Here is a 26,892-nt window from a genome sequence, read left to right as displayed (position 1 = left end):
CCGCTTTTGCGGCGGGTGTCGTCGAAACCCCACACCCGGGGCGGTTTCCGCGTGTGCTGGACACCCGGGACGCGCTGGCGGACAATCGCCAGCGTGACGTCGTCCTCCGAGTTCTCCACCTACCCCGCGCGGTTGTCGGACGCGGAGCGCGACAAGGCGCTGCGGGTGCTCCGTGACGGCGTCGCCATGGGCAGGCTGTCGCACGACACGTTCGTCCGGCGCCTCGAGCTGGCCCTGGCCGCCCGCCGCTCGGACGAACTCGCCGCGCTCACCTCGGACCTGCGCGCCGAGGGCCGCGTCTCCCGTCTGGTGTTCGGCACCGTCGAGGCCGTCTCCGGCTTCACGGTACGGCTGCGCAGGTCCTGGCAGGCCGAACGGCTGCCCAAGCTGCTGCTGCCGCACCCCGGGACGGGCCACCCGCTGCGCATAGGCCGCGACCCCGCCAGCGGCCTGCGGCTGAACCACGACACGGTCTCGCGCGTGCACGCCGAACTGCGTCATCAGGGCGGGATGTGGGTCCTGCGGGACCTGGGCTCGACCAACGGCACGACCGTCAACGGGCGGCGCGTGATCGGCGCGGCCGTCGTCCGCGCGGGCGACCAGGTCGGCTTCGGGCGGGTCGCCTTCCGGCTAGCCGCCCCGTGAGCCTGCGGCGCCGTGAGCCACGCCGCTCCCTGAGCGCGGCCGGCCCCCGTATGCCGGGGGCCCTGAGCCAGGCCGCCACCCGAATCCCGCCGCTCGCTGAGCCGGGTCGCCCCCTCGGCCCCGCCGCTCCCGTGCCCGCCGCCGACCGCGCCGCTCCTCACCTCTGGCCCGTGCATCACCCAGCGCGGTTGGTCAAGTCCTTTTTCGGACGGCACTGTTGACGTACTCCACAAGTCGTGACTGACTGTGCTTACCTCCTGCACACCAGGTGAACCGACGGCACCACATTGTGGAGGTGTGCCCTGCCGCCCCTCCTCCGCTACCCGTCCGTCGACGAGCTGGGCGCCCGCGCGGCCGCACTCGTCGCCCGCAGCCCCGAGAAGGCCCGGCTGCGCCGCGTGGGCACCTCCCGCGCGGGGACGCCGATGTGGCTGCTCTCCGTCGGCCACGGCGACCGGCAGGCCCTCGTCGTCGCCGGGCCCCACGCCAACGAACCCGTGGGCGGGGCCACCGTCCTCCGGCTGGCCGAACGGGTCCTCGCCGAACCCGGCACCGGCGAGGACTCCGACGTCACCTGGAACCTGCTGCTCTGCCTGGACCCCGACGGCTCCCGCCGCAACGAGGGCTGGCTCACCGGCCCGTACAGCCTCGGCCGGTACTTCCGAAACTTCTTCCGCCCGGGTTTCCTCGAGCAGCCCGAGTGGCTGCCCGACGGCGCCGGTGCCGCCGCGCTGCCTGAGACCCGTACCCTGCTCGACCTCCAGGACGAACTGCGGCCCTTTCTGCAGTGCTCGCTGCACGGCGTGGACGTCGGCGGCGGCTTCGTCGAGCTGACCCGCGACCTGCCGGGCCTGCCGCAGCGCGTCGCGCACACCGCGGCCCGCCTCGGCATCCCGCTCGAACTCGGCGCCTACGACGCCCTGTACTGGCCCGGTCTGGGGCCCGCCGTCTACCGGATCCCGCCGCCGCGCCGGGGCGACCTGGCCGCCGCCATCACGGAGGCCGCCGTGGAGTCGACGTGGTTCCACCCGGTCCGGCACGGCACGGTGACCGCGGTGGTGGAGGCCCCCATGTGGGGCGTCGCCTCGGTGGCGGACGGCGCCCCGCACCCGGACCCGGACGCGGTGCTGCGCACCGTGAGCCGCGGCCTGCGCCACGACACACGGCTCCTGGAACGGCTGCTGGCGCGCATCCGGCCGCACCTGGCCGACACGCCGGACGCGGCCCGGCTGCTCGCTCCCGTGGACGACTATTTACTGGTCTGCCCCGGACTCGCCGACGCCTGGGACCCCGGCACCCTGGGCGGGGAGCGCCCGCTCCCGCCGCTGACCACCGCCCACCTGGCCGCCCTGCGCATCGCCGGGCGGCGGCTGGCCCTGCGCACCGCCGGGCTGCTGCACCGGCTCGTGCGCGGCGCCGGACGCGATCCGGCCGGCGCCCTGCCGGAGCTGGAGCGGCTCATCGAGGAGTGGTGCGCCGACTACCGCGACGGCTTCGGGGCACGCTGGATACCGGTCGCCCGGCAGGCCGAGTACCAGACCCGGGTGGTGCTCGCCGCCGCCCGGCTGGCCGGGCGGTTCCCGCACCCCTGCTCCCGTTCGGGTGAGTCGGACTGGGGTCCGCAGGCCGCCGTGCCGATACACCGGGAATGACATCCTTCACCAAGGCGACCGCGAAGCGGCTGCGGCGCGTCCTGCCGGCCGCGGCCGCCCTGCTCCTCGCCTGCCCGGCCCCGGCCCAGGCGGCGCACCGGCACTCCGGCCGGGGCGACTGGCTCTACGTCACGGTCACCCGCGGTGACGTCCGGGCCGGCGACACGCGCCGCGCGCTGCTGCTGTGCGACCCGCCCCGGGGCCACGTCCACGCGGCCGATGCCTGCTCGCAGCTCCGCTCGGCGCGGGGCGACATCCGTGGCATCCCGCGCCGGGCGGTGTTCTGCACGATGGTCTACGCACCCGTGACCGTCCACGCGCAGGGCCGCTGGCAGGGGCGGGCGGTCACCTACACGCAGACCTTCGCCAACACCTGCGAGATGAAGGCGCGTACGGGCGAGGTGTTCGCGCTGGAGCGGTGACGGCGGACCCACGGGCGGCCGCCGCACCCGCGCGCGTGACGGTCCCCCCGGGCCCTCGCGCCCGGCGGTCGCCGCCGGGCCGGCGCGCACGAAGACAGCCCCCGGGCCGCCCGATCGCGCGCCCGCGCCCGGCGGCCACCGTCAGGACGCCCGGTCGCGGGCGTGCCGTGCGGTGGCGAGGACCGTACGGCACTGGTGCTCTACCTGGTGCTCCAGCGGCACCCATCGGGCCCGGAAGCGCTGCGCGAACTCCTCGCTCCAGGACGCCACCAGCCGCTCCAGCCGCGGCGCGCCCGGGTCGCCGGCCTCCCGGAGCACGCGCCGCAGCATCGCCGCGGTGCGCAGGGGCAGCCGGCGGCCGAAGGCGTCCACGCTGCCGACGTACGCCCGCGTCGTGTCGGCCGGCGGAATGTGGACCCAGTCCGAGGCCAGGCCCGGCATCAGGCTCTGCACCCACATGGCGGCCCGGAGCAGCGGCCCGTCGGCCCCCGCCAGCCGGGGCAGCGCGTCGTTGAGCACCAGCCCCACCTCCCGCGCGTCCCGCAGCAGCCGGTGCGCCAGCCGCCGGATCGCCACCCCCGGAGCGGGATGCGGGGCGGGGTCGTCCACCAGGTCGCTCGCCCACATCGGCACCTCCACCACCGCGGTCAGACCGCCGTAGCGGTGCACGTGGTACCAGGTGCTGTGCCGCGCGTCGTCCGGCAGGCTCGGGTAGGCCGGATCCGAGCCGGGCTCCGGCATCACCCGCACCCCGGGCCCGGAGGCGGGCCAGCCCGCGGCGTCCGAGGCGCCCGTCTCGACCGGGATGCGCAGCTCGGCCGCCGACTTGGCGAACGGCTCCGCGAGTCCGGGCACGTCCCTCGTCAACTGCACCCAGCTGCCGCCCAGATCGGTGCCGTGCAGGGTGACCTGGAGGTAGGGCCGCAGCGCGTCGATGACCCCGGTCAGCGCGCGCGTCTCGGGCGGCAGCCGGTCGGGGGGAAGCACGGCGGGCGACCACTCCGGCTGCTCGGCCCCGGCAGGCCGGAAGAAGCCGAGGTGGTAGTCGAGCAGGCTGCGCGGGGCGGGCGTCACGTGCAGGCTCGCCCCGTCCGGGTCCGCGCACAGCAGGAAGTGCCAGGACGTGTCGGCCCGCAACCCCCAGTCCTCCAGGACGCGGTGGGCGAGCGCGAGCAGGGTGGAGCCGCCGGTGGGCTCGTTTGCGTGCGCCCCGGCGACCACCAGCACGGAGCGCCGGGCGTGGCCCACGGACAGCAGGTGCAGCGGCCGGCCCGCGCGGGAGAGGCCCACCTGCTCCAGGGAGCACAGGTCCGGCCGGTGTGCGGCCAACGCGCGTGCGGCGGAGACCAGTTCGGGAACGGTGGGGTAGCGCAGCTCCGGCAGGAGACTCACCCCCGATGTGTCCGACCGGCTTCGCATCCGCAGTACCCCACGGACTCGGTGAACTGTCAAGCACGCCCCGGGGAGCCGCCCGGGGGCGCCCGGTGGCACCCCCACCGGAACTCGACCTTCAGCCCTCGGACACGGCCCCCGGCCACGGCCTCCGGGCAGGCCTCAGGACCCGGCGGCCGCGGTCCCGCCCGCTTCGGCTCGCTCCAGCAGGGCCACCGGCAGGTGGGCGAAGAGGTCCGCCAGAGCGACCTGGCCCTCGAACTGGCGTTCCGGTGCCGAGGTGTCGGTCCACCGGCCCGGGGGAAGAGCCAGCCGGGTGTCGCGCCAGCCGCCCGCCTCCGCCAGCCGGAGCGACAGCCGGGTCACGGCCGTGATCGCCGCGCCGGACCGCACGAACGCCAGGCAGTGGTCCGCGGCCGGCCCCTCGGCGGGCAGCGGCGCGTACGTCGCCGACTCGCCGAAGACCTCCGGCCGCCGGGCACGCAGCCCCAGCGCCGCCGCGGTCACCGCCCCCTTCTCCCCGGGATCCACCGGCGGGAACCGCACCGGACGCCGGTTGTCCGGGTCCACCAGGGCCCGGTACTCCGCCTCCGTGCCCTGGTAGAGGTCCGGCACGCCCGGCATCGTGAGATGCACCAGCGCCGTCCCCAGCACGTTCGCCCGGATGTGCGGCTCCAGCGAGTTCCGGAAGTCCGCGACCCGCTCGCCCGGCGCCCCGCAGGGCCCCTCCGCGACGAACCGCGCCACCGCCTCCTCGTACGACGGCTCCTGCTCCGTCCAGCTGGTGAAGAGCCCCGCCTCGCGCGCGTGCTTCAGCAGGGCGGGCCCCACCCGCTCCGCGTCCGCCGGACCGAGCCCGAACACCGTCTGCCAGGCCGCCCACGCGAGCTGCCCGTCCGGCACGTCCTCCTCGTCGCGCGTCACCTCGGCGAGCAGCTCCGCCCAGCGCCCGGGGCACTCCGTCAGCACGGCCAGCGCCGCCCGGACGTCGGCGCTGCGCTTGGTGTCGTGGGTGGTCACCACCGTTCCGGTGGCGGGCCAGTCGCGCTGCACCCGCGCGCAGTACGCGTGGAAGTCCTCCGCGGACACCCCGGGGTGCCCGGGATCGCCGCCGACCTCGTTGGCGGCCAACAGCGGCACATAGCGGTAGAACGCCGTGTCCTCCAGGGCCTTCGCGCGCAGCGCGGACGAGGCCTGCGCGAACCGCGTCCGCAGCTCCGCGGCCTCGGCCCCCGCACCGGCCCGCCCGAGCAGGACCGCGCGCACCACGTCGACCGCCCCGCCCTCCTCCGGCACGGTGAACGCGAGCCGGGCCTCCCGCGCCGCGTCCGAGGTGACCACCCGGGCCGCGTCGACCGAGTCGTAGGGCCGGTACACCTCCATCCGGACGAGCAGCTCCCGCAGCGCGGTGCGCAGCGCCCAGGGCGCACGGTCGCGCAGCGCCGGGTCGGGCGAACCGGCGCACAGATGGCTCGCCACCCGGGTCAGCCGCTCCGTCTCGGCGGCCAGCTCGTGCGTGATCACCTGGTAGGCCGCCCGCCGCGCCGTCGCGTCCCAGTCGCCGCCCCGGTCCGTCTGCGGGGCCGCGAACCTCCGGTACGCGCCCGTCAGTTCCCGCGCCCCCGCCGGGTCGGTGAACAGGCCGTCGACGTGCCGGAGGGCGTCGTAGCCGGTGGTGCCCGCGACCGGCCAGGACACCGGCAGGTGCTCGTGGTCCGCGAGGATCTTCTCCACGACCGTCCAGCGGCCGCCGCTCGCCGCGTGCAGCCGGGCGAGATAGGTGTCCGGGTCGGCGAGGCCGTCCGGGTGATCGACGCGCAGCCCGTCGACGACGCCCTCGTGCAGCAGCTCCAGGATCTTGGCGTGGGTGGCCTCGAACACCTCCGGATCCTCCACCCGCACCCCGATCAGGTCGGAGATGCTGAAGAACCTCCGGTAGTTCAGCTCGGTGCGGGCCAGCCGCCACCACACGGGGCGGTACCACTGGGCGTCGAGCAACTGCGGCAGCGGCAGCTTGCCGGTGCCCTCGCGCAGCGGGAAGACATGGTCGTAGTAGCGCAGGACGTCGCCGTCGGCCTTCAGCTCGCCGATCTCCTCGCCGACCGGGCCGCCGAGCACCGGCAGCAGCACCTGGCCGCCCTGGGCCTCCCAGTCGATGTCGAACCACCGGGCGTACGGCGACGAGGGCCCCTCCCGCAGCACCTCCCACAGCGCCCGGTTGTGCCGCGGCGCCACCGCCATGTGGTTCGGCACGATGTCCACCACCAGGCCGAGGCCGTGCTCCCGCGCGGCGCGTGCCAGCGCGCGCAGCCCCTCCTCGCCGCCGAGCTCGCCGCGCACCCGGGCGTGGTCGACCACGTCGTAGCCGTGCGGGGAGCCGGGGACCGCCTCCAGGACGGGGGACAGGTGCAGGTGCGAGACGCCGAGCGAGGCCAGGTACGGCACGGCGGCGGCCGCGGCCGCGAACGGGAAGTCGGGCTGGAGCTGGAGCCGGTAGGTGGCGGTGGGCACGAGGGGGGCGGGGCGCTCCTGTGTCATGGAAGGTTACGTACCCGCCCCGCCGGCTTTCCTGTCACCCGCGAGCCCGCCCGGGCCCGGGGAGCCGCCCGCAGATCGGGGAACCCGCACGCGGACGCGGGGACCCGCCCGGGCCCGGCCTCTCGGCCGCCCGGGCGGGTCCCGGGTGTCGCTAGTTCGGCCGCTGGAGCACGGTCAGGCTGCGGTCCCTCAGGGGGATCCGCTCCCCGGCCTGCACCTTCGGCCCGGTGCCCGGCGGGACCGGGTCCGTGCGGGCGGTGTCGACCACCACCTGCCACTCGCGCCCGTGACCGATCGGCACGAGGAACTCCAGCGGCTCCGGCGCCGCGTTGAACATCAGCAGGAAGGAGTCGTCGCTGATGCGCTCCCCGCGCTGGCCCGGCTCCGAGATCGCGTTGCCGTTGAGGAACACCGTCAGCGCGGAGGCCTGCGCCGAGTCCCAGTCCTGCTGGGTCATCTCGGCCCCCTCGGGGGTGAACCAGGCGATGTCGGACAGGTCGTCGTGGGTGCCCTCCACCGGCCGCCCGTGGAAGAACCGGCGCCGGCGGAAGACCGGGTGCTCCTTGCGCAGCTCGGCCATCGCCCGGACGAAGTCCAGCATCTCGACGCCGTTCTTGTCGGGGTCCGGCCACCGCACCCAGGACAGCTCGTTGTCCTGGCAGTAGGCGTTGTTGTTGCCGCGCTGGGTGCGGGCGAACTCGTCGCCGTGGCTGATCATGGGCACGCCCTGGGAGAGCATGAGCGTGGCGAAGAAGTTGCGCATCTGGCGGGCGCGCAGCTCCAGGACGTCCTCGTCGTCGGTCTCGCCCTCGGTTCCGCAGTTCCAGGACCGGTTGTGGCTCTCACCGTCCCGGTTGTCCTCGCCGTTGGCCTCGTTGTGCTTGTCGTTGTAGGCCACCAGGTCGTGCAGGGTGAAGCCGTCGTGGCAGGTCACGAAGTTGATCGATGCCAGCGGGCGCCGGCCGTCGTCCTGGTAGAGGTCGGAGGAGCCGGTGAGCCGGGAGGCGAACTCCGCCAGCGCCCGCGGCTCGCCCCGCCACAGGTCCCGGACGGTGTCGCGGTACTTGCCGTTCCACTCCGTCCACAGCGGCGGGAAGTTCCCCACCTGGTAGCCGCCCTCGCCCACGTCCCACGGTTCGGCGATCAGCTTGACCTGCGAGACCACCGGGTCCTGCTGCACCAGGTCGAAGAACGACGACAGCCGGTCCACCTCGTGGAACTGCCGGGCCAGGGTCGCCGCCAGGTCGAAGCGGAAGCCGTCGACGTGCATCTCGGTGACCCAGTACCGCAGCGAGTCCATGATCAGCTGCAGCACGTGCGGGGACCGCATGAGCAGGGAGTTCCCGGTGCCGGTGGTGTCCATGTAGTACCGGGGGTCGTCCGTGAGCCGGTAGTACTGGGGGTTGTCGAGGCCCTTGAAGGACAGCGTCGGTCCCAGGTGGTTGCCCTCGGCGGTGTGGTTGTAGACCACGTCGAGGATGACCTCGATCCCGGCCTCGTGCAGCGCCCGGACCGCCGACTTGAACTCCAGGACCTGCTGACCGCGGTCGCCCCAGGAGGCGTACGCGTTGTGCGGTGCGAAGAAGCCGATCGTGTTGTAGCCCCAGTAGTTGTTCAGGCCCATGTCCACCAGGCGGTGGTCGTTGACGAACTGGTGCACCGGCATCAGCTCCAGCGCCGTGACCCCGAGCTCCGTCAGATGCTCGATGATCGCCGGATGGGCCAGGGCCGCGTAGGTGCCGCGCAGCTCCTCGGGCAGCCCCGGGTGCCGCATGGTGAGGCCCTTGACGTGAGCCTCGTAGATCACCGTCTCGTGGTACCCGCGGCGCGGTGGACGGTCGTCGCCCCAGTCGAAGTACGGGTTGACGACGACGGACGTCATCGTGTGCGGCGCCGAGTCCAGGTCGTTGCGCCGGTCGGGGTCGTCGAAGTGGTAGCCGTACACCTCCTCGCCCCAGTGGACCGAGCCGCTGATCGCACGCGCGTACGGGTCGAGCAGCAGCTTCGAGGAGTTGCAGCGCAGACCGCGCTCGGGAGCGTACGGCCCGTGCACCCGGAACCCGTACCGCTGCCCCGGCATGATGCCGGGCACGTACGCGTGCCGGACGAACGCGTCGCTCTCGCGCAGTTCCACCGCCGTTTCCGAGCCGTCGTCGTGCAGCAGACACAGCTCTACTCGGTCCGCGGCTTCGGTGAAGACCGCGAAGTTGGTACCGGCGCCGTCGTACGTGGCGCCGAGCGGATACGCCTCTCCAGGCCAGACCTGCATGGATCACGACTCTCTCAGGTGTGCGGCACCGCCGGTGGCGCCCTGCCTCCGAGTCTCCCCGAAAGCGAGGGAACCACCCATGACTTATGTCCCTCTTACCCGTCGACCAGTGCATACGCGGTATGGCGCGCTCTTGTCGACCGACCGGCGCATACACCCGTATGCCGAACCAGTGGGGCAATCGAGTACTCCCGTGACCGAAGGGGAGCAGGGGGAAGGGTGCGCGGAGCAGTGCACCGACATCTGGGCGAGGTGGTGTCCGGGACGGCCGTCGCGGTGGTGGGGGCCGCCGCGGCGGTGGCTGTCGGTCCGCCGGGCACGGCCGGCGCCGACGAGTCGGCCGGCACCCGGAGGACGCGGGCCGCCGGGGCGGGGGTCCCGGGGGCAGGACGCGGCCGCGCCCGGCGTGGTCGAGGCGACCCCCGGCCGAGGGCGCGAAGGGCACGGGCACCGATCCGCTCACCGGCGACGAGACCCGGCGGGCCGAGGCGGCGGCAAACGGCGGGCAGCAGGTGGCCGAGGGTGTGGACGTCGAGGGGCACCGCGGCCCGCAGCGCCTCGGCGCCGGGCTCGCCGCACCCGAGACGGACGAGCTGGGACGAGGACCAGCAGCCGACGCCGGTCCACCGGCAGGGCTTCGCCCTCGTCCGCGCGACGTCACCGCCATGAATCCGCTCACGCCGCACCAGCCGGCCGATCAGAACGGACATGCGGGAAAAGGCAGTTGAGAAACGAGCTGTCCATCCGGCTGCACCGCGGACCGCTCCCGGAGTACCCTTCCTTGATCGTTGGGACGGGGAGAGCTCGGGGGAGCGGAAGGCGGTGCACGGGTGGGCTCGGGAGGCCTGGAGCTGCCCCCTGGTGACGAAGGTCACGAGGGGAACTCCGCAGACGTCCCGCCCGGCGCGGTGTCCCTGGCCCGGCCGATGGACGCGGGTGCCATCGGGCCGGAGCTGGACTGGGACGCCGGCGCCTGGCGCGAGGTGCGCACGCGCGCCCAGCGGGCCGGCCGGGCCTACATCTGGCTGAACCTCGTCGAACAGCGGCTGCGCGCCGTCGTCTCCGCCGTGCTGCGGCCCGTCTACGAACCCGTCCACGGCGACGAGTGGGTGGTCGCCGCCGCCGGACCGGCCGGCCAGGAGTGGGTGCAACGCGCCGTCGCGGTCCGCGAAGTCAGCCGCCGCAAGGGCTACTTGCTCGACCCGGCCGACGACAACGTGATCAGCTTCCTCACGCTGCCGCAGCTGCGCGAGCTGATGGTGCAGCACTGGCCCTGCTTCGAGCCGTACATCGACGAGCGCCGGGACGTCGAACTCGCCCTGGACGAGCTGGAGGTCACCCGCAACGTCGTCTCACGCAACCGGGCCCTGTCGGAGGCGGTGCTGAACCAGGCCGAGCGGGCCTCGGCGCGGCTCCTGGAGATCCTCGGGACGGGCGGCGACGTGCCCTCCGCGCGGCGGCTGCCGGTCGACGCGGTGGAGGACCTGGTCGGCGACCGGTACGCGGACGTGGTCGCCGTGCACCCGGACCGGGTGCGGCTGCTGCGCCAGTTCCCCGCCGAGGACATCTTCGGCGGGGCGCGCCGCCTGGACGCCATCGGCATCGGCCTGAACCTGCTGGTGCAGAACTTCTCCGGCCGCCGCCTGGTGCGCCTTGCCGAGGCCGGCGGCCGGGTGCGGCTGCTGTTCCTCAACCCGGCCTCCAGCGCCGTCAAGCGGCGCGAGCGCGAACTCGGCCTCAAGCGCGGCGAGCTGAGCCGGTCCGTGGAGATGAACATCCTGCACATGCGCCGGGTGCGCTCACGGCTGCGCGACCCGGGCGCCTTCGAGATCCAGGTCTACGACGAGACCCCGCGCGCCACGGCCTATCTGGTCGACGGCGACGGCTCCGACGGCATCGCGGTCGTCCAGTCCTATCTGCGGCACAGCCGGGGCATGGAGGCGCCGGTGCTCGTGCTGCGCAACGGCAACCGGGTGGTCAAGTCGGACCAGGTGGACGAAGGCGGTCTTTTCTCCACCTATCGCGAGGAGTTCGAGCTGATGTGGGCGGATTCGCGCCCGGTGTCCTGACGCCGCCCCGGCCGCGGTGAGCGGAACGCGCTCCCCGGATTGTCAGTGGCGCGTGCGAGGGTGGAGATCACTGGGGGAGAGCACCACCGAGGAGGGGGGCCGCCATGGGCTGGCACCGGGAGCTGCTGATCGGCTTCGACCTGGAGACCACCGGGACGGATCCGCGCGAGGCGCGCATCGTCACGGGCGCCGTGATCGAGGTCAGGGGAGGGGAGCCGCTCGGGCACCGCGAGTGGCTCGCGGATCCGGGGGTCGACATCCCGGCCGACGCGGTCGCGGTGCACGGCATCAGCAACGAGCGGGCGGCCGCCGAGGGCCGCCCGGCCGACCAGGTGGCGGACGCCATCGCGGACGTCCTGGTGGGGTACTGGAAGACGGGCGTGCCGGTCGTGGCGTACAACGCGGCCTTCGACCTGACCCTGCTCTGCGCCGAACTGCGGCGCCACGGGCTGCCGTCGCTGCGCGACCGGCTGGGCGGCGCCGAGCCGAGCCCCGTCGTCGACCCGTACACCATAGACCGCTGGGCCGACCGCTACCGCCGCGGCAAGCGCACCCTCGAAGCGGTCTGCACGGAGTACGGCGTCGTCCTCGACACCGCCCACGACGCCTCGGCCGACGCCCTCGCCGCGGCCCGCCTGGCCTGCGCGATAGCCGCCCGCCACCCCAAGGTCGCCGCCCTCGGCCCGGCGGAGCTGCACCGCGGCCAGATCGAGTGGTACGCGCGGTGGGCGGCCGACTTCCAGGACTTCCTCCGCCGCAAGGGCGACCCGGACGCGGTGGTCGACGGCACCTGGCCGCTGCGGGAGTCGGCGGGCGAGACGGTCTGACCGCCTCCGGCCTCCGCGACCGACCGCCGAGGGCGGACCGCCGGTGGGCCGCGCGCCGCCGACGGTCGCTCAGAACGGGTACCAGCGCACCGTCTCGTCCCCGTCCCGCAGGGAGGCCACCCGGCGTTCGAACTCGGCCAGTGCCCCGGGGTTGGCCGGGGCGTGCTGGGCGACCCAGGCGCAGCTCGCCGTCTCGCGGGCACCACGCAGCACCGAGCAGCCCTCCCAGGCGCGCACGTCCCAGCCGTAGGCCGTGGTGAAGGCGTCGTACGCCTCGGCGGGCAGTCCGTAGCGGTCGCGGGAGAGGGCCATGACCACCAGGTCGTGCTCGCGCAGGTCGGCGGAGAAGGTCTCCAGGTCGACCAGGACCGGGCCGCCCGGCCCGACGTGCACATTGCGGGGCAGCGCGTCGCCGTGGATCGGGCCCGGCGGCAGGTGCGGGGTGAGCGCGGCCGCGGCGGCCGCGAAGCCGTCACGGCGCTCGCGCAGGTACGCCGCGTCCGCCGGGTCGATCGCGTCGCCCGCGAGCCGAAGCCAGCGTTCCACGCCGCCCAGCAGGTCCCGGGGCGGCAGGTCGAAGGGAGGCAGGGGGAGCGCGTGGACGACGCGCAACAGATGGGCCAGGTCGCCGGGTTCGGCGGGACGCACCGGATCGGCCAGCCGGTGCCAGACGGTCACCGGGTGCCCGTCGACGAGCAGTGCCTCGTCGACGGCCGCCCGCACCGCCGGGACGCCCGCACCGACCAGCCACACGGCGGTCCTCAGCTCGCGCCGGGCCCGGTCCAGCAGTTCGGCGTCGCGGCCCACCTTGACCACCAGGTCACCGGCGGCGAACACCGCGTTCTCGCCGAGCGCGAGGAGGCGCGCGTCCCGCACCGGGCCGGGCAGCACCCCCGCCGCGGCCAGTACGTCCCGCGCCCGTGCCTCGTCCATCGTCCGCCTCCGTGTCCGCGCCGGCCGGCGGCCGTCCGCTGTCGCGTGCGCCGCCCTGTGCGCTTCGCGGTGCACGGTGCGCGGGTCGCCGGGCTCCGTTCGTTCGAACGGCCAGTGTCCCATCCGGCGCGGTCGCGGCCCGCGCGCGGTGCCCCCAGGGCGGGGACGCCTCCCCGGCCGGGCGAAGACGGGTCCGTCGCGCGGTCGTGGCGCCGCGCCGCCCGCGGGGCGTGCGGGCGAGGGCCCGCCGGCTTCCCGAAGCCGACGGGCCGTGTGTTCGCGGAGCCTGCCCCCTGTCGCGGGGCCGGTCGACGTCCCGGTCGGGAGGCCGGGGATCAGACCCCCAGCCGCTCGCCCTCGGTGCGTGCGGGGGAGGCGGCGGCGACCGCCTCCGGCGCCTCGTCGTGCGTGAGGTCCGGCAGCCGGTGCAGCCACTTCGGCAGGTACCAGTTGCGCTCCCCGAGCAGGGCCATCACGGCGGGCAGCAGCACGCCCCGGATGACCGTCGCGTCGATGAGCACCGCGGCCGCCAGGCCCACGCCCATCTGCTTCATGGACTGCATGGACAGTGTCCCGAAGATCGCGAACACGGCGACCATGATGACCGCGGCGCTGGTGACGACCCCCGCCGTGGTGACCACGCCGTGCTGGATGGCGTCCTTCGTCGTCCGGCCGCGCAGCCGCGCCTCGCGGATCCGGGAGACCACGAACACGTGGTAGTCCATCGACAGGCCGAACAGGATCACGAAGAGGAACAGCGGCAGCCAGGTGACGATGGCGCCGACGCCCTCCGCGCCCACCAGGGACGCGCCCCAGCCGTGCTGGAAGACGGCGACGAGGATGCCGTACGCCGCGCCCACCGACAGCAGGTTCAGCACGATCGACGTGATCGCCACGGTCAGCGAGCGGAACGACACCAGCATCAGAAGGAAGGCGAAGACCACGACGAAGGCGAAGACCGGGACGACCGAGCCGACGAGCTGCTCGTTGAAGTCGTGCGAACCGGCGACCTGCCCGGTGATCGGCGCCCGCACCCCGTCGACCGCGCCGAGCGTCGCGGGCCGCACCTCGTCGCGCAGCTTCTCCAGGCTCGCGCCGGCCTTGTCGAAGTCGGAGCCGCCGACCAGCGGGACGTAGACGAAGGCGACGTTCCGCGCCGCGTACGTCCTGATCTCCACCGGGCCGCGCGAGGCACCCGAGGAGACCGCCCGCTCCTTGAACCGCGCCAGCGCCTGCTGGACCTCCGGCGCCTTGATGTCCCTCGCCTCGACGACCACCTGGGCCGGCTCGGAGCCGCCGGGGAAGGCGTCGTTGACCCGGTTGTACGTCTGCACGATGGGGAGCGAGTCGCCGAACTCCTGGTCCAGCGTGAGCTGCGAGGTCTTCATGCCCAGCGCCGGCGCCGCGACGGCGAGCAGCGCACCGACGGCCACGACGACCGAGACCACGGGCCGGGCCAGCACACCCCGCAGCACGGTGGTCCAGAACCGGCTCTCGCCGCTGCCGCCCCGGCGCCGCCGTCGCAGGAACGGGATACGGCCCTTCTCGACCCGCTCGCCCAGCAGCGACAGCAGCGCGGGCAGCACGGTGACCGAGCCGACCATCGCGACCGCCACCACCATCAGCGAGGCCAGACCCATGGCCTCGAACTCGGCGAGCCCGGTGAACAGCATCCCCGCCATCGCCACGCACACCGTGACACCGGAGACGACGATCGCCCGGCCGCTGGTCGCGGCGGCGATCCGCAGCGCCGTCCCCGCGTCCCGTCCGGCGTCCCGCTCCTCCCGCTCCCGGCGCAGGTAGAACAGGCAGTAGTCGACGCCGACCGCCATGCCGACCAGCAGCATCACGGAGTTCGCGGTGTCGCTCATCGGCTGCAGATGGCTCACGATGCCCATCAGGCCCATCGTCGCCATGATCGCCGTGACGGCGAGGGCCACCGGCAGCAGCGCGGCCACCAGCGCGCCGAAGGCGATCAGCAGAATGCCGAGGGCGACCGGCACCGCGGAGTACTCGGCCTGCTGGAAGTCGTCCCCGAACGCGTCGGAGTACTGCTTCCTCATGCTGGCGCCGCCGATCTCCTCGATCCGCAGCGAGCCGTGGTCCTTCTGGACACGCTCGACGGCCTTCAGCACCGGCTCGACACGCTCTCCGGCGGTGTCCGCCGCGCCCCGCATGTCGAACTGCACCAGCGCGCTGCGGCCGTCCTTCGAGATCGTCCTGGTGTCGTACGGCGACGTCACGTCCGTGACCCGCCCGGTGGCGCCGACCGCCGCGACGATGTCGGTGACGGCGGCCCGGAACTCCGGGTCGGTGGCCTTCGTCGTGCCGTTCCGGGCCTGGACCAGGACGCTCTCGCTCGCCGGCTGCTCGATCCCCGCGTCCTCGATGATCTTCGCCGCGGTGTGTGTCTCGCCCTTGAGCTGGTCGCTGTCCTTGACGTCCACCCGGCCCGCCGCCGAACCGAGTCCCATCGCCAGGACGACGAACACCACCCAGATGCCGACGGCCGCCCATCGGTGGCGTGCGCTCCAGCCGCCGGCCCGCGCGGCGAGGCCACGCACCCGCGCTTCCTGGTTCCCCATGACGGCCTGCCCCCTCGTGCGCGGTGACGGCCCCCTGCCGCCACCTTCCGCTTCGACGGTAGGGGCGGCAGGCGCACGTCTCGTCGTGCTGCCCGGTGAAGTGCCGCGACCGCGGCTACTCCTCCCGGACCCCGGCTCCTCCGCACCGGGGAGGACGGCGGCCCCTTACAACTACCGTGGGTTCTAGGGGGTGATGCTCAGGGTGTCCGTTCCGCCGGGAGGGCTCGGCTTTCGGAAGCGGAAACCTTGTTGAACACGTCACAGCCGCGTGTAGGAGTTGATCCACACGCCGGGATCCGCAAGGGTTTCTTTCGTCCGGCCACGGCCGGTGGCCGTCGTGCCCGCCCCCACGGGGCACGACGGCCGCTCTATGGTGGGGGCATGACGAGGTATGCGGCGCTGCTGCGCGGGATCAACGTCGGCGGCAGCAGGAAGCTCCCGATGGCCGAGCTGCGCGCCCTCATGGACGGTCTCGGCTACGCCGGGGTCGGCACCTACCTCCAGAGCGGCCAGGCCGTCTTCGCCACCGGGCACGGCGACGAGGAGTCGCTCGCCGCCGAGCTGGCGTCGGCAGTCGAGAAGCGGTTCGGTTTCACGGTGGACGTGATCGTGCGCGACCACGCCTATCTGCGGGCCGTCGCCGAGGCCTGCCCGTTCCCGGCCGCCGGGCTGGAGGGGAGGCAGCTGCACGTCACGTACTTCTCCCGGCCCGTCGAGGCGGCCCGCTTCGCGGAGATCGACCCCGGCAGCCATCTCCCCGAGGAGTTCCGCCTCGGCGACCGGGCCCTGTACCTCTACGCCCCCGACGGCCTCGGCCGTTCCAAACTCGCCGAGCAGCTGTCGCGACCCCGGCTCACCAAGGGGCTGATCGCCACCACGCGGAACTGGAACACCGTGCTCAAGCTGATCGAGCTGACCGCCGGGGAGTGACCGCGGGGCGCCGGTCGAGGAGTCGCCCCGCCCAGCGCGGGCGACCGGGTGGACCAGGGAAAAGGCCGCGGATTGGGCCGGGAGGGTGCGCCAGTGCGCCGCTAGCCTCGCGGACATGACGACCACCTCGCCCACCCGTGTCGACTTCTACTTCGACCCCGCCTGCCCCTTCGCCTGGATCACCTCCCGCTGGCTGCTGGAGGTCGAGCGCGAGCGCCCGCTCGACCTCCGGTTCCACGCGATGAGTCTCTACCTGCACAACATCGGCAACGAACTGCCCGACTGGTACCGGACATTGGTCGACAAGTCCCTCGGCCCGGTGCGGGTCGCGGTGGCCGCCGCGGCACAGCACGGCGAGAAGGTGCTGCGCGACCTCTACACGGCGTTCGGCACCCGCATCCACGAGGGCGCGAGGGAGGACTTCGACGCGGTGGTCGCCGAGTCCCTCGCCGAACTCGGACTCCCGGCCGAACTCGCCCGCGCCGCCCACGACTCGTCGTACGACGACGCCGTGCGCCGCAGCCACGAGGCCGGTGTCGAGCCCGACTCGGGCGGCTACGTGGGCACGCCCACCCTCCATGTCGACGGGACGGTGTGGTTCGGCCCGGTGCTGGGCGCCGTCCCGCGGGGTGCCCGCGCGGCCGAACTCTTCGACAGCTTTCGGGTGTTGGCGAGCTGCCCCGACCTCTTCGAACTCAAGCGCACCCGCACCGGCGCTCTGCGGTTCGACTGACGGCCGAAAATCGACCCTGGCGAACGCTTTGTGGTGACACATGAGCCGGTCGTGACGCTGAAGCAGAAGCCGACCACGGCACGCCGGCCTTCGGCGGGCGGTGGCCGGCCGTCCGCGGACCGGCACCACGGGGGAGTGCCGGGCCGCGGACACCTCCCGTCTTCCCGGCCCGGGACAGCCCGCCCGGCCCGTACGCCTCCGGCGCGGGCCGCCTGGCTCCCGCGCCTGCGGGACAACCCGCCCGGCTCCCGCGCCGCCGGGGCGGTCCGCCCGGCCCCCGTGCCTGCGGGGCGACCCGCCCGGCTCCCAGGCCTCCGGAACAGCCCGGCCCCCGGCCCTCCGGGGTGGTCTGCCGGGTTCCCGTTCCTGCGGGATGGCCCGCCCGGCTCCCGTGCCTGCGGGCGGTCTGCCTGGCTCCCGGGTCTCCGGAACAGCCCGGCCCCCGTGCCTGCGGGCGGTCTGCCTGGTTCCCGTGCCTGCGGGATGGCCCGTCAGGAGCCAGGAGCCAGGAGCCGGGTCTGACCTCAGGCGCCCAGGGCGGTCAGGGTCGGCCTGCGCGCCGCGTCGTAGCGTTCCAGCAGCACCCGTGCCACCTCCGGAGCCGGGCCCAGCACCTCGGCCAGGACGTCCGCCCGCGCCTCGGCCGCGCCCCGCGCGATGCGGTCCGGCAGAAAGCCCGGCGCGAGGACGTACGGCGCGACCGCGACCCGCGCGCAGCCCAGCGCCCGCAGTTCCCGCACCGCGTCCTCGGTGCGGGGCAGGGACGCGGAGGCGAACGCGGGCCGCACGGCGCACCAACCGGTGTGCCGCCACTCCCGCGCGATGTCTGCGATCACCGCGCTCGCCTCCGGGTCGGTGGACCCCGCCGAGGCCAGCACGACCCCGGTCGAGGACTTCTCGGCGGGGTCCAGCCCCGCCTCGTACAGGCGCTGCTCCAGGGCCCCGATCAGCAGCGGCGACGGGCCGAGGACCTCCGCCTGCCGGATCCGCAGCCGCGAGGGCGCCTCCCGCAGCACCGCCGGGATGTCCGCCTTCGCGTGGAAGGCGCGGGTCAGCAGCAGCGGCAGGGCCACGACGTCCCGCACTCCTTCCGCCGCCAGCGACCCCAGCACCGCCGGCACGGACGGGACGTTGAAGTCCAGGAAACCGGTCTCCACGCGCAGGCCGGGCCGTATCCGGCGCACCCTCTCGACGAGGGCGTGCACGGTCGCGGCATGGCGCGCGTCGCGGCTGCCGTGGGCGACGACCACGAGGACGGGGGACGGGTGGCGCATGGGAGTTCAGCCCTTGACGAGGAGTCCGCGGCTGCGCAGCACCCACCGCTCCAGCGGACTGAAGATCAGCAGGTCGATGGCGATGCCGACGATCAGGATGAGCAGGATGGCCTCGAAGACCATGGCCATGTCGCTGGCGTTGCGGCCGTTCTCCAGCAACTGGCCGAGGCCCACGCCGAGGTCCGGGAAGGAGGCGATGATCTCCGCCGCCATCAGCGAGCGCCAGGCGAACGCCCAGCCCTGCTTCAGACCGGCCACATAGCCGGGCAGCGCGGCGGGCAGCGTGATGTGCCAGGTGCCCTTCAGACCGGACGCCCCCATGGTGCGGCCCGCCCGCAGGAACAGCGGCGGCACCTGGTCGACGCCGGAGACCAGGCCGTTGGCGATCGAGGGGACCGCGCCGAGCAGGATCACCGCGTACATCATCGAATTGTCCAGGCCGAGCCAGATCACGGCCGGGGGCACCCACGCCACCGACGGCAGCGACTGCAGACCGGACAGGATCGGGCCGATGGCCGCGCGCACGAACCTCACCCGGGCCACCAGCAGGCCCAGGGGGGTGCCGATGAGCAGGGCGAAGAAGAAGCCCAGCAGACCGCGCGAGACGCTGGTCCAGATGAAGCCGAGCAGGGTGCCCTGCAGCCACGCCTCCCGGACCGTGTGCCACACCGCGGCCGGTGAGGGCAGCTTGGTCGGGTCCGCGACGATCCTGAGGGTGATCAGCCCCTGCCACACCGCGAGGACCACCACGACGGCGATCACCGGCGGCAGGATCTTGTGCACGAAGGTGTGCCGGAACGGCGGGCGGCCCGCCGTGCTGGTCTCCAGCGCGTCGAGGCCCGCCTCGACGCTCGCCGCGTCCTGGGCCGTCCTGGTCTCAGTGCTGGCCATGGCGCCGGATCTCCCCCCGCAGTACTTCGGTGATCTCGATGGACAGTTCGGCCACCGGCGCGTCCTCGATGCGCCGCGGCTGCGGGATGTCGACCGTCCACTCGCGGGCCACCCGGCCCGGCCGGGAGGACAGCAGCACGACGCGCTGCGCGAGCCGTACCGCCTCGCGTACGTTGTGCGTCACGAACAGGACGGACAGGCCCGTCTCCTGCCAGATCCGGGTCAGCTCGTCGTGCAGCACGTCCCGGGTGATGGCGTCCAGCGCGGCGAAGGGCTCGTCCATCAGCAGCAGGCCGCTCTCCTGCGCGAGGGCGCGCGCCATCGCCACACGCTGGCGCATCCCGCCCGACAGCTCGTGCACCCGCTTGCCGTACGCGCCCTTCAGCCGGACGAGTTCGAGCAGCTCCTCGGCCTTGCCGCGCCGGTCGGACCGGGGAACCCCCCTGAGTTTCAGGGCGAGCTCGATGTTCTTGCCCGCGGTCAGCCACGGGAACAGGGCGTGCTCCTGGAACATCAGCGCCGGACGCCCGTCCGTCGTGATGGAGCCGGTGGTGGGCCGGTCCAGGCCCGCCACCAGGTTCAGCAGCGTGGACTTGCCGCAGCCCGAGGCCCCCAGGAGGGTGACGAACTCGCCGGGCGCGACATCGAGGCTGATGTCGTCCAGGACGAGCTGCTGCCCACCCGGTCCCGCGAAGGACTTCGAGACATGCTCAAGGCGAGCCGCGTGCGCGACGGACTCGTCGGCCTTGGCGAGGATCGTGGCCATGGTCGTCACCTCCTGTAAGGGGTCGGGGTCGTGGGTCAGCGCGTGCCGAGACCGGCGTCGGACACGGTGCTCCGGCCCGCGCCCTCGAGGACCTTGTTGAGGATCGTGAGGTCGTAGATCCCCTTCAGCTCGGGCTCGGCCAGCAGACCGGCCTTGGCCGCGTGCTCCGCCTCGGTGCCGAGGGTCGAGGCCAGCGGGTCGTCGGTGATCTGGATCGACTTCCACGCGGGGTCCAGGACGTTCGCGGGCAGCGCCTTGCCGGAGTCCGCCTCCAGCTGCCTGTTCGCGGCGGCCTTCGCCCGGTCGGGGTTGGCCTCGATCCACTTGTTGGTCGCGACGGAGGCCCTCAGCACGGCCTCGACGGCCTTCGGATGCCGCGCGAGGAACTTCTGCGACACGATGATGTTCGTGATCACGAACTTCCTGCCGGGCCACAGCGAGGACTCGTCGAGCAGCACCCTGCCGCCCTCGGCGACCAGCTTGGACGCGGTGGGCTCGGGCACCCAGGCGCCGTCGATCGAGCCGGACCTGAAGGCGTCCGGGGTCACCTTGTTGTCGCTGCGGACGACGGTGACCTCGCCCTTGCCGCTCTGGGGGTCCACCTTCCAGCCCTGGCCGGACGCCCAGTCGAGGAACGCGACGTCCTGCGTGTTGCCGAGCTGGGGCGTGGCGATCCGCTTGCCCTCGACGTCCTTCAGGGATGTGATCTTCTTCGGGTTCACGACCAGCTTCACACCGCCGGACGCCGAACCCCCGATGATCTTCAGGTTCTTGCCGCCCGACTTGGCGTAGCCGTTGATCGCGGGGGAGGGGCCGATCCAGCCGATGTCTATGGAGCCGGCGTTGAGGGCCTCGATCTCGGAGGGGCCGGCGTTGAAGGTGGCGTACTGGGCCTTGGTGGCGCCGAGTTCCTTCTGGAAGATGCCCTGCTCACGTCCGACGAGCGCGGTCGCGTGGGTCAGGTTGCCGAAGTAGCCGATCTTCACGGAGTCGAGGCCGTCGACCTTCTTCGCCCCGGCGGCGACCTGCTGGCGGGAGGAGTCGTCCTTGGCCTCGGAACCGTAGCCGCAGGCGGCCAGGGTGAGCAGCGGCAGCGCGGCGATCACCGCGAGGGTACGGCGGAGCGAGGGTGTGGCAGGCACGGGAGGGTGTCCTCTCGGAGGCCCGGCGGTCACGGTCTCTCAGGTCGTGGCCGGGAGGTCGGCACAGGGTTTTCGTCGCTTCCTGTGGGGGGACGGGGCGCGCAGGCGGTGCGCGTACGTCATCGCGCACATCGCGCCACTCCGCCCTGCCCGCTTCCGAGGGCGCCGCTACCGACCCGGCCGCCCTCCTTCGCGAACGTCGTGTAGAAATCGGTGGAGTTCATCTCAGAAGTCCCACCCGTCGTCCTCGGCCTCGTCCCGGACCGGCTCCGGCGCGGCGAACGACTCGCCGACCATGCCCGCGGTCAGCGTGGTGCCGTCGCTCGGGTCGATCAGGATGAACGAGCCGGTGCGGCGCGAGTCGGCGTAGGAGTCGACCGGCAGCGGCTCGGCGGTGCGGATCTTCACCCGGCCGATGTCGTTGGCCGCGAGCTGTCCCGGGTGCGGGTGCAGGGACAGGTCGTCGAGGGTGAGGCGGGAGGGGATGTCCTTGACGATCGCCTTGACCGTGCGGGTGCCGTGCTTGAGCAGCACCCGGTGGCCGACGGTCAGCGGCTGGTCGGCGACGTGGCAGACGGTCGCCTCCACGTCCTGCGTGGTCGCGGGCGCGTCCTTGCTCGGCACGATCAGGTCGCCGCGCGAGACGTCGATGTCGTCCTCCAGCTGGACGGTCACCGACTGCGTCGTCCAGGCCACGTCGACCGGCTCACCGAGCAGGTCGATGCCGCTGATCCGCGAGGTGCGCCCCGAGGGCAGGACCGTGACCCGCTCGCCGACCCGGAAGCTGCCGGCGGCGATCTGGCCCGCGTAGCCCCGGTAGTCCGGCAGTTCGGCGGTCTGCGGGCGGATCACGTACTGCACGGGCAGACGCGCGTGGCAGTGCGCCAGGTCGTGGCTGACCGGCACGGTCTCCAGGTGTTCGAGGACGGTGGGGCCGCCGTACCAGTCCATGGTCGCGGACGCCTCCACCACGTTGTCCCCGGCGAGCGCGGAGATCGGGATCGCGGTGACCTCCGGGACGCCCAGTTCGGTCGCGTACGCCGTGAACTCCTCGGCGATCTCGGCGAACACGGACTCCTGGTAGCCGACCAGGTCCATCTTGTTCACGGCGAGGACGACGTGCGGGACGCGCAGCAGGGCGGCGATCGCGGCGTGCCGGCGGGTCTGCTCGACCACGCCGTTGCGGGCGTCGACCAGGACCACCGTCAGCTCGGCCGTCGAGGCGCCGGTGACCATGTTCCGGGTGTACTGCACATGGCCCGGGGTGTCGGCGAGGATGAACCGGCGCCGCGCGGTGGCGAAGTAGCGGTAGGCCACGTCGATGGTGATGCCCTGCTCCCGCTCGGCGCGCAGGCCGTCCGTGAGGAGCGCGAGGTCCGGGCCCTGCTGCCCGCGGCCGGCCGAGGCGCGCTCCACGGCCTCCAGCTGGTCGGTCAGGACCGACTTGGAGTCGTGCAGCAGACGGCCGACCAGGGTCGACTTGCCGTCGTCCACGGAGCCCGCGGTGGCGAACCGCAGCAGGGTGGTCTCCGACAGCTGCTCGACCGACAGCGGCTCGGTGGGTTCGGTGGTGCTGGTCATGGCTAGAAGTACCCCTCGCGCTTGCGGTCTTCCATCGCGGCCTCGGAGAGCTTGTCGTCGGCGCGGGTCGCCCCGCGCTCGGTCAGCCGGGACGCGGCGATCTCGGCGATGACCGCCTCCAGCGTCACCGCGTCGGAGTCGACCGCGCCCGTGCACGACATGTCACCGACGGTCCGGTAGCGCACCTGGCGCTTCTCCACGGTCTCGCCGTCCTTCGGGCCGCCCCACTCGCCCGCCGTCAGCCACATCCCCGACCGCCGGAACACCTCCCGCTCGTGCGCGAAGTAGATCTCCGGCAGCTCGATGCCCTCCCGGGCGATGTACTGCCAGACGTCCAGCTCGGTCCAGTTGGACAGCGGGAAGACCCGCACGTGCTCTCCGGGCGCGTGCCGCCCGTTGTAGAGGTTCCACAGCTCGGGACGCTGGCGCCGGGGGTCCCACTGGGAGAACTCGTCGCGCAGCGAGAACACCCGCTCCTTGGCGCGCGCCTTCTCCTCGTCGCGGCGGCCGCCGCCGAAGACCGCGTCGAACCGCTCGCTCTGGATCCTCTCCGTCAGCGGCAGCGTCTGCAGCGGGTTGCGGGTGCCGTCGGGGCGCTCCTTGAGCACACCGCGGTCGATGTAGTCCTGCACGGAGGCCACGTGCAGCCGCAGGCCGTGCCGGGCCACCGCGCGGTCGCGGTAGTCGATGACCTCGGGGAAGTTGTGCCCGGTGTCGACGTGCAGCAGCGCGAACGGCACCGGAGCGGGCGTGAACGCCTTCAGCGCCAGGTGCAGCATGAGGATGGAGTCCTTGCCGCCGGAGAAGAGGATCACCGGGTTCTCGAACTCCCCCGCGACCTCGCGGAAGATGTGCACCGCCTCGGACTCCAGGGCGTCGAGGTGGGAGAGTGCGTACGGGCTCCGGGTGGCGTCCTGGAGCTCGGTGGCGGTCGTCATGCCAGTCCCCTTTCGCTGAGAAGGGCGTACACCGACGCCGCGGACTCCTGCACGCTCTGGTGCTGCGACTCGATCCGCAGATCGGGCGACTCGGGCTCCTCGTACGGGTCGTCGACCCCGGTCAGGCCGGTCAGCTCGCCCGCGGCCTGCCGGGCGTACAGGCCCTTCACATCGCGCACGGAGCACACCTCCACCGGGGTCGCCACGTGCACCTCCAGGTAGGCCGTCCCGTTGGTCTCGTGCCGCTTGCGCACCGCGTCGCGGCTGTCCGCGTACGGCGCGATCACCGGTACCAGCGCGGTCACGCCGTTGCGGGCGAGGAGTTCGGCGACGAAGCCGATGCGCTGGACGTTGGTGTGCCGGTCCTCACGGCTGAAGCCGAGGCCCGCGGAGATGAACTCGCGGATCTCGTCGCCGTCGAGCACCTCGACGCGGTGGCCCTCCGCGCGCAGCCGGCCGGCCAGCTCGTGCGCGATGGTGGTCTTGCCGGCACTCGGCAGACCCGTGAGCCAGACGGTGGCTCCGGTGGTCACGTGGGACTCCTGATTCGTAGAGAGCTCGGTCATGGTCAGCCGTGCAGCCCGCACTCGGTCTTGGCGCGTCCCGCCCAGCGGCCGGCGCGCGCGTCCTCGCCCTCCAGCACCCGCCGGGTGCAGGGGGCGCAGCCGACGGAGGCGTACCCGTCCATCAGCAACGGGTTGGTGAGCACGCCGTGTTCGGCGACGTAGGCGTCCACGTCGGCCTGGCTCCAGCGGGCGATGGGCGAGATCTTGACCTTGCGCCGCCTGTCGTCCCAGCCGACGACCGGGGTGTCCGCCCGGGTCGGGGACTCGTCGCGGCGCAGCCCGGTCGCCCAGGCCCGGTAGCCCGCGAGCCCCTCCTCCAGCGGCCGCACCTTGCGCAGCCGGCAGCACAGGTCGGGGTCGCGGTCGTGCAGCTCCGGGCCGAACTCGGCGTCCTGCTCGGCGACCGTCTGCCGCGGGGTGAGCGTGATGACGTTGACGTCCATCACGGCCTCCACCGCGTCACGGGTGCCGATGGTCTCCGGGAAGTGGTAGCCGGTGTCCAGGAACACCACGTCCACGCCCGGCAGGGCACGGGAGGCGAGATGGGCGACCACCGCGTCCTCCATGGACGAGGTGACACAGAACCGCCTGCCGAAGGTCCGCGCCGCCCACTGCAGGATCTCCAGCGCGGAAGCGTCCTCCAGCTCCCGCCCGGCCTGCTCGGCCAGCGCCTTCAGGTCCTGTTCGGTGGGTTCTTCCTGAGTGGTCGTCATATCCGCTCGTCCCCTCGGTCGTCGGCCCGCTTCAGACCCCGAGCCAGCAGCCCCAGGAACTTCAGCCGGAAGGCCCGGTTGCACGCCGCGCATTCCCACGCGCCGTGGCCCTCCTCGCTCGGCCGCAGGTCCTCCTCGCCGCAGTAGGGGCAGTGGAAGGGCACCGCACGCTCGTTCACGACAGCGCCTCCTCGGACGCGCGGGCGGCCCAGGCGGCGAAGCGCTCGCCGTCCTCGCGCTCCGCCTGGTAGCGCCTGAGGACGCGCTCGACGTAGTCGGGCAGCTCCTCCGAAGTGACCTTCAGACCGCGGACCTTGCGGCCGAACCCGGCCTCCAGGCCCAGCGCGCCGCCCAGGTGCACCTGGAAGCCCTCGACCTGCTCGCCCTTGTCGTCGACGACGAGCTGGCCCTTGAGACCGATGTCCGCGACCTGGATACGGGCGCAGGCGTTCGGGCAGCCGTTGAGGTTGATGGTGATCGGCTCGTCGAAGTCCGGCAGGCGGCGCTCCAGTTCGTCGATCAGGTGGGAGCCGCGGGCCTTGGTCTCGACGATGGCGAGCTTGCAGAACTCGATGCCGGTGCAGGCCATGGTGCCGCGCCGGAACGAGGACGGCCGGGCGGTCAGGTCCAGCGCCTCCAGGCCGTCGACCAGGGAGTCGACCTGCTCCTCCGCGACGTCGAGGACGATCATCTTCTGCTCGACGGTGGTGCGGATCCGTCCGGAGCCGTGCGACTCGGCCAGGTCGGCGATCTTCGTCAGGGTGGCGCCGTCGACACGGCCGACCCGCGGGGCGAAACCGACGTAGAACCGGCCGTCGCGCTGACGGTGCACGCCGATGTGGTCGCGCCACCGCTGCACGGGCTGCTCGGGGGCGGGACCGTCGGTCAGCTTCCGCCGCAGGTACTCGTCCTCCAGCACCTGGCGGAACTTCTCGGCACCCCAGTCGGCGACGAGGAACTTCAGCCGGGCCCGGTTGCGCAGCCGGCGGTAGCCGTAGTCGCGGAAGATCGACAGCACGCCCTCGTAGACGTCCGGGACCTCGTCCAGCGGTACCCAGGCGCCCAGCCGCACGCCCAGCTTGGGGTTGGTGGACAGGCCGCCGCCGACCCACAGGTCGAAGCCCGGCCCGTGCTCGGGGTGGCGGACGCCGACGAACGCGACGTCGTTGATCTCGTGGACCACGTCCAGCACGGGCGAACCCGAGATGGCCGTCTTGAACTTCCGCGGAAGGTTCGAGTACGCCGGGTTGCCGAGCACCCGGCGCTTCATCTCCTCCAGCGCTGGGGTGCCGTCGATGATCTCGTCCTCGGCGATGCCGGCGACCGGGGAGGCGATCATCACGCGGGGGGTGTCGCCGCAGGCCGTGACCGTGGACAGCCCCACGGCCTCCAGCCGGTTCCAGATCTCGGGCACGTCCTCGATACGGATCCAGTGGTACTGCACGTTCTGCCGGTCGGTGATGTCGGCGGTGCCACGCGCGAACTCCTGCGAGATCTCGCCGATCACCCGCAGCTGGCGCGTAGTCAGCGCGCCGCCGTCGACGCGGACCCGCAGCATGAAGTAGCGGTCGTCCAGCTCCTCCGGCTCCAGGACCGCGGTCTTGCCGCCGTCGATCCCGGGCTTGCGCTGGGTGTAGAGGCCCCACCAGCGCATCCGGCCGCGCAGGTCGCTGGGGTCGATCGAGTCGAAGCCGCGCTTGGAGTAGATCGTCTCAATACGTGTCCGCACATTGAGACCGTCGTCGTCCTTCTTGACCTGCTCGTTGCCGTTGAGCGGGGTGAAGTGGCCCACGGCCCACTGACCCTCGCCACGGTGACGGCTCACCTTGCGGCGCGGAGTCGCGGCGGCGGGCTTCTGCGGAGTGGCGGCCATGGCTGATACGTCCTTCGGGACTTCGGAACAGGCAGGAAACGGCCCTGACCTGCACGGATGTACGCAGGGGGTACCCGCGTGCGTCAGTGCGCGGCAGGCGGCGGAAGTGAGGGGATCGGCGTCGCTGGACCCGGGGCGGAAGGCCTCCGGGGT

22 protein-coding genes are annotated in these 26,892 nt (G+C 73.1%); 7 read left to right on the top strand and 15 right to left on the bottom strand.

The annotated features are described in order from the left end of the window. Positions 1 to 93 precede the first annotated feature (93 nt). The 3 genes from ACF1A5_RS23140 (at position 94) to ACF1A5_RS23130 (ending at position 2,719) form a co-directional block, all read left to right on the top strand. A complete protein-coding gene (locus ACF1A5_RS23140; protein WP_356184415.1) occupies positions 94 to 645 on the top strand; it encodes a DUF1707 and FHA domain-containing protein in 552 nt (183 codons plus the stop codon). Between the two features lie 287 nt (positions 646 to 932). Continuing rightward, positions 933 to 2,297, top strand: a complete 1,365-nt coding sequence (locus tag ACF1A5_RS23135; RefSeq protein WP_392194755.1) for a M14 family zinc carboxypeptidase — start codon at positions 933 to 935, stop codon at positions 2,295 to 2,297. After that, the gene (locus ACF1A5_RS23130) at positions 2,294 to 2,719 is read left to right on the top strand and encodes an SSI family serine proteinase inhibitor (protein WP_392194754.1); all 426 of its coding nucleotides are present in this window, start codon (positions 2,294 to 2,296) and stop codon (positions 2,717 to 2,719) included. The genes ACF1A5_RS23135 and ACF1A5_RS23130 overlap by 4 nt, the downstream gene beginning before the upstream one ends. A gap of 141 nt (positions 2,720 to 2,860) precedes the next feature. Here ACF1A5_RS23130 and ACF1A5_RS23125 read toward each other — a convergent pair whose 3' ends face one another. From ACF1A5_RS23125 to glgX, 3 genes are all read right to left on the bottom strand, one after another. After that, the gene (locus tag ACF1A5_RS23125) at positions 2,861 to 4,111 is read right to left on the bottom strand and encodes a M14 family zinc carboxypeptidase (protein ID WP_392194753.1); all 1,251 of its coding nucleotides are present in this window, start codon (positions 4,109 to 4,111) and stop codon (positions 2,861 to 2,863) included. A gap of 162 nt (positions 4,112 to 4,273) precedes the next feature. Further along, positions 4,274 to 6,649, bottom strand: a complete 2,376-nt coding sequence (treY, locus tag ACF1A5_RS23120) for a malto-oligosyltrehalose synthase (RefSeq protein WP_392194752.1) — start codon at positions 6,647 to 6,649, stop codon at positions 4,274 to 4,276. A gap of 151 nt (positions 6,650 to 6,800) precedes the next feature. Beyond that, positions 6,801 to 8,918 (bottom strand): glycogen debranching protein GlgX, encoded by a 2,118-nt coding sequence (gene glgX, locus ACF1A5_RS23115; RefSeq protein WP_392194751.1) that lies wholly within the window; start codon positions 8,916 to 8,918, stop codon positions 6,801 to 6,803. A gap of 830 nt (positions 8,919 to 9,748) precedes the next feature. On the opposite strand from glgX, the gene ACF1A5_RS23110 reads away from it, so the two are divergent. Both ACF1A5_RS23110 and ACF1A5_RS23105 read left to right on the top strand, forming a co-directional pair. Beyond that, complete coding sequence (locus tag ACF1A5_RS23110) at positions 9,749 to 10,987, top strand: SAV2148 family HEPN domain-containing protein (protein WP_392194750.1); 1,239 nt, start codon at positions 9,749 to 9,751, stop codon at positions 10,985 to 10,987. A 104-nt stretch (positions 10,988 to 11,091) separates the two neighbouring features. Then, positions 11,092 to 11,814 (top strand): 3'-5' exonuclease, encoded by a 723-nt coding sequence (locus ACF1A5_RS23105; protein WP_392194749.1) that lies wholly within the window; start codon positions 11,092 to 11,094, stop codon positions 11,812 to 11,814. Between the two features lie 69 nt (positions 11,815 to 11,883). Here ACF1A5_RS23105 and ACF1A5_RS23100 read toward each other — a convergent pair whose 3' ends face one another. Next, positions 11,884 to 12,747 carry a phosphotransferase enzyme family protein gene (locus ACF1A5_RS23100; protein ID WP_392194748.1) on the bottom strand — a complete coding sequence of 288 codons (864 nt, stop codon included), beginning with the start codon at positions 12,745 to 12,747 and terminating at the stop codon, positions 11,884 to 11,886. A gap of 335 nt (positions 12,748 to 13,082) precedes the next feature. Next, on the bottom strand, positions 13,083 to 15,332 hold the full coding sequence (locus tag ACF1A5_RS23095) for an MMPL family transporter (protein ID WP_392194747.1): 2,250 nt from the start codon (positions 15,330 to 15,332) through the stop codon (positions 13,083 to 13,085). A 381-nt stretch (positions 15,333 to 15,713) separates the two neighbouring features. On the opposite strand from ACF1A5_RS23095, the gene ACF1A5_RS23090 reads away from it, so the two are divergent. Together ACF1A5_RS23090 and ACF1A5_RS23085 are read left to right on the top strand one after the other, a co-directional pair. Continuing rightward, on the top strand, positions 15,714 to 16,262 hold the full coding sequence (locus ACF1A5_RS23090) for a DUF1697 domain-containing protein (RefSeq protein ID WP_392194746.1): 549 nt from the start codon (positions 15,714 to 15,716) through the stop codon (positions 16,260 to 16,262). A 115-nt stretch (positions 16,263 to 16,377) separates the two neighbouring features. After that, positions 16,378 to 16,995, top strand: a complete 618-nt coding sequence (locus tag ACF1A5_RS23085; RefSeq protein ID WP_392194745.1) for a DsbA family protein — start codon at positions 16,378 to 16,380, stop codon at positions 16,993 to 16,995. A gap of 524 nt (positions 16,996 to 17,519) precedes the next feature. On the opposite strand, the gene ACF1A5_RS23080 is transcribed toward ACF1A5_RS23085, so the two are convergent. From ACF1A5_RS23080 to ACF1A5_RS23035, 10 genes are all read right to left on the bottom strand, one after another. Continuing rightward, complete coding sequence (locus ACF1A5_RS23080) at positions 17,520 to 18,269, bottom strand: sirohydrochlorin chelatase (protein ID WP_392194744.1); 750 nt, start codon at positions 18,267 to 18,269, stop codon at positions 17,520 to 17,522. A 6-nt stretch (positions 18,270 to 18,275) separates the two neighbouring features. Next, positions 18,276 to 19,160, bottom strand: a complete 885-nt coding sequence (locus tag ACF1A5_RS23075; RefSeq protein ID WP_392194743.1) for an ABC transporter permease — start codon at positions 19,158 to 19,160, stop codon at positions 18,276 to 18,278. Then, the gene (locus ACF1A5_RS23070; RefSeq protein WP_392194742.1) at positions 19,147 to 19,926 is read right to left on the bottom strand and encodes an ABC transporter ATP-binding protein; all 780 of its coding nucleotides are present in this window, start codon (positions 19,924 to 19,926) and stop codon (positions 19,147 to 19,149) included. The genes ACF1A5_RS23075 and ACF1A5_RS23070 overlap by 14 nt, the downstream gene beginning before the upstream one ends. A 35-nt stretch (positions 19,927 to 19,961) precedes the next feature. After that, on the bottom strand, positions 19,962 to 21,068 hold the full coding sequence (locus tag ACF1A5_RS23065) for an aliphatic sulfonate ABC transporter substrate-binding protein (RefSeq protein WP_392194741.1): 1,107 nt from the start codon (positions 21,066 to 21,068) through the stop codon (positions 19,962 to 19,964). Between the two features lie 225 nt (positions 21,069 to 21,293). After that, positions 21,294 to 22,649 carry a sulfate adenylyltransferase subunit 1 gene (locus ACF1A5_RS23060; RefSeq protein ID WP_392194740.1) on the bottom strand — a complete coding sequence of 452 codons (1,356 nt, stop codon included), beginning with the start codon at positions 22,647 to 22,649 and terminating at the stop codon, positions 21,294 to 21,296. A gap of 2 nt (positions 22,650 to 22,651) precedes the next feature. Further along, the gene (cysD, locus tag ACF1A5_RS23055; RefSeq protein ID WP_392194739.1) at positions 22,652 to 23,587 is read right to left on the bottom strand and encodes a sulfate adenylyltransferase subunit CysD; all 936 of its coding nucleotides are present in this window, start codon (positions 23,585 to 23,587) and stop codon (positions 22,652 to 22,654) included. Next, positions 23,584 to 24,153, bottom strand: coding sequence for an adenylyl-sulfate kinase (gene cysC / locus ACF1A5_RS23050; RefSeq protein WP_392194738.1), 570 nt, complete (start codon positions 24,151 to 24,153; stop codon positions 23,584 to 23,586). Before cysC ends, cysD begins: the two co-directional genes overlap by 4 nt. Positions 24,154 to 24,155: 2 nt before the next feature. Then, entirely contained in the window at positions 24,156 to 24,866 is a 711-nt protein-coding gene (locus tag ACF1A5_RS23045; RefSeq protein ID WP_392194737.1) for a phosphoadenylyl-sulfate reductase, read from the bottom strand. Beyond that, positions 24,863 to 25,045: a hypothetical protein gene (locus tag ACF1A5_RS23040; RefSeq protein WP_392194736.1), complete on the bottom strand. Its 183-nt coding sequence runs from the start codon at positions 25,043 to 25,045 to the stop codon at positions 24,863 to 24,865. The genes ACF1A5_RS23045 and ACF1A5_RS23040 overlap by 4 nt, the downstream gene beginning before the upstream one ends. Continuing rightward, positions 25,042 to 26,739 carry a nitrite/sulfite reductase gene (locus ACF1A5_RS23035; RefSeq protein ID WP_392194735.1) on the bottom strand — a complete coding sequence of 566 codons (1,698 nt, stop codon included), beginning with the start codon at positions 26,737 to 26,739 and terminating at the stop codon, positions 25,042 to 25,044. Before ACF1A5_RS23035 ends, ACF1A5_RS23040 begins: the two co-directional genes overlap by 4 nt. Positions 26,740 to 26,892 lie beyond the last annotated feature (153 nt).

The organism is Streptomyces sp. NPDC014864 (assembly GCF_043081525.1).
Taxonomy (GTDB): domain Bacteria; phylum Actinomycetota; class Actinomycetes; order Streptomycetales; family Streptomycetaceae; genus Streptomyces.
Note: the sequence above shows the minus strand (reverse complement) of the source record. Positions and strands in the feature narration are given on the sequence as shown.

Excerpts from the sequence above, each read along its gene's own strand:
- ACF1A5_RS23130 (WP_392194754.1), top strand. The coding sequence starts at position 2,294 with ATGACATCCTTCACCAAGGCGACCGCGAAGCGGCTGCGGCGCGTCCTG.
- treY (WP_392194752.1), bottom strand. The coding sequence starts at position 6,649 with ATGACACAGGAGCGCCCCGCCCCCCTCGTGCCCACCGCCACCTACCGG.
- glgX (WP_392194751.1), bottom strand. The coding sequence starts at position 8,918 with ATGCAGGTCTGGCCTGGAGAGGCGTATCCGCTCGGCGCCACGTACGAC.
- ACF1A5_RS23105 (WP_392194749.1), top strand. The coding sequence starts at position 11,092 with ATGGGCTGGCACCGGGAGCTGCTGATCGGCTTCGACCTGGAGACCACC.
- ACF1A5_RS23100 (WP_392194748.1), bottom strand. The coding sequence starts at position 12,747 with ATGGACGAGGCACGGGCGCGGGACGTACTGGCCGCGGCGGGGGTGCTG.
- ACF1A5_RS23095 (WP_392194747.1), bottom strand. The coding sequence starts at position 15,332 with ATGGGGAACCAGGAAGCGCGGGTGCGTGGCCTCGCCGCGCGGGCCGGC.
- ACF1A5_RS23090 (WP_392194746.1), top strand. The coding sequence starts at position 15,714 with ATGACGAGGTATGCGGCGCTGCTGCGCGGGATCAACGTCGGCGGCAGC.
- ACF1A5_RS23085 (WP_392194745.1), top strand. The coding sequence starts at position 16,378 with ATGACGACCACCTCGCCCACCCGTGTCGACTTCTACTTCGACCCCGCC.
- ACF1A5_RS23080 (WP_392194744.1), bottom strand. The coding sequence starts at position 18,269 with ATGCGCCACCCGTCCCCCGTCCTCGTGGTCGTCGCCCACGGCAGCCGC.
- ACF1A5_RS23075 (WP_392194743.1), bottom strand. The coding sequence starts at position 19,160 with ATGGCCAGCACTGAGACCAGGACGGCCCAGGACGCGGCGAGCGTCGAG.
- ACF1A5_RS23070 (WP_392194742.1), bottom strand. The coding sequence starts at position 19,926 with ATGGCCACGATCCTCGCCAAGGCCGACGAGTCCGTCGCGCACGCGGCT.
- ACF1A5_RS23060 (WP_392194740.1), bottom strand. The coding sequence starts at position 22,649 with ATGACCAGCACCACCGAACCCACCGAGCCGCTGTCGGTCGAGCAGCTG.
- cysD (WP_392194739.1), bottom strand. The coding sequence starts at position 23,587 with ATGACGACCGCCACCGAGCTCCAGGACGCCACCCGGAGCCCGTACGCA.
- cysC (WP_392194738.1), bottom strand. The coding sequence starts at position 24,153 with ATGACCGAGCTCTCTACGAATCAGGAGTCCCACGTGACCACCGGAGCC.
- ACF1A5_RS23045 (WP_392194737.1), bottom strand. The coding sequence starts at position 24,866 with ATGACGACCACTCAGGAAGAACCCACCGAACAGGACCTGAAGGCGCTG.
- ACF1A5_RS23035 (WP_392194735.1), bottom strand. The coding sequence starts at position 26,739 with ATGGCCGCCACTCCGCAGAAGCCCGCCGCCGCGACTCCGCGCCGCAAG.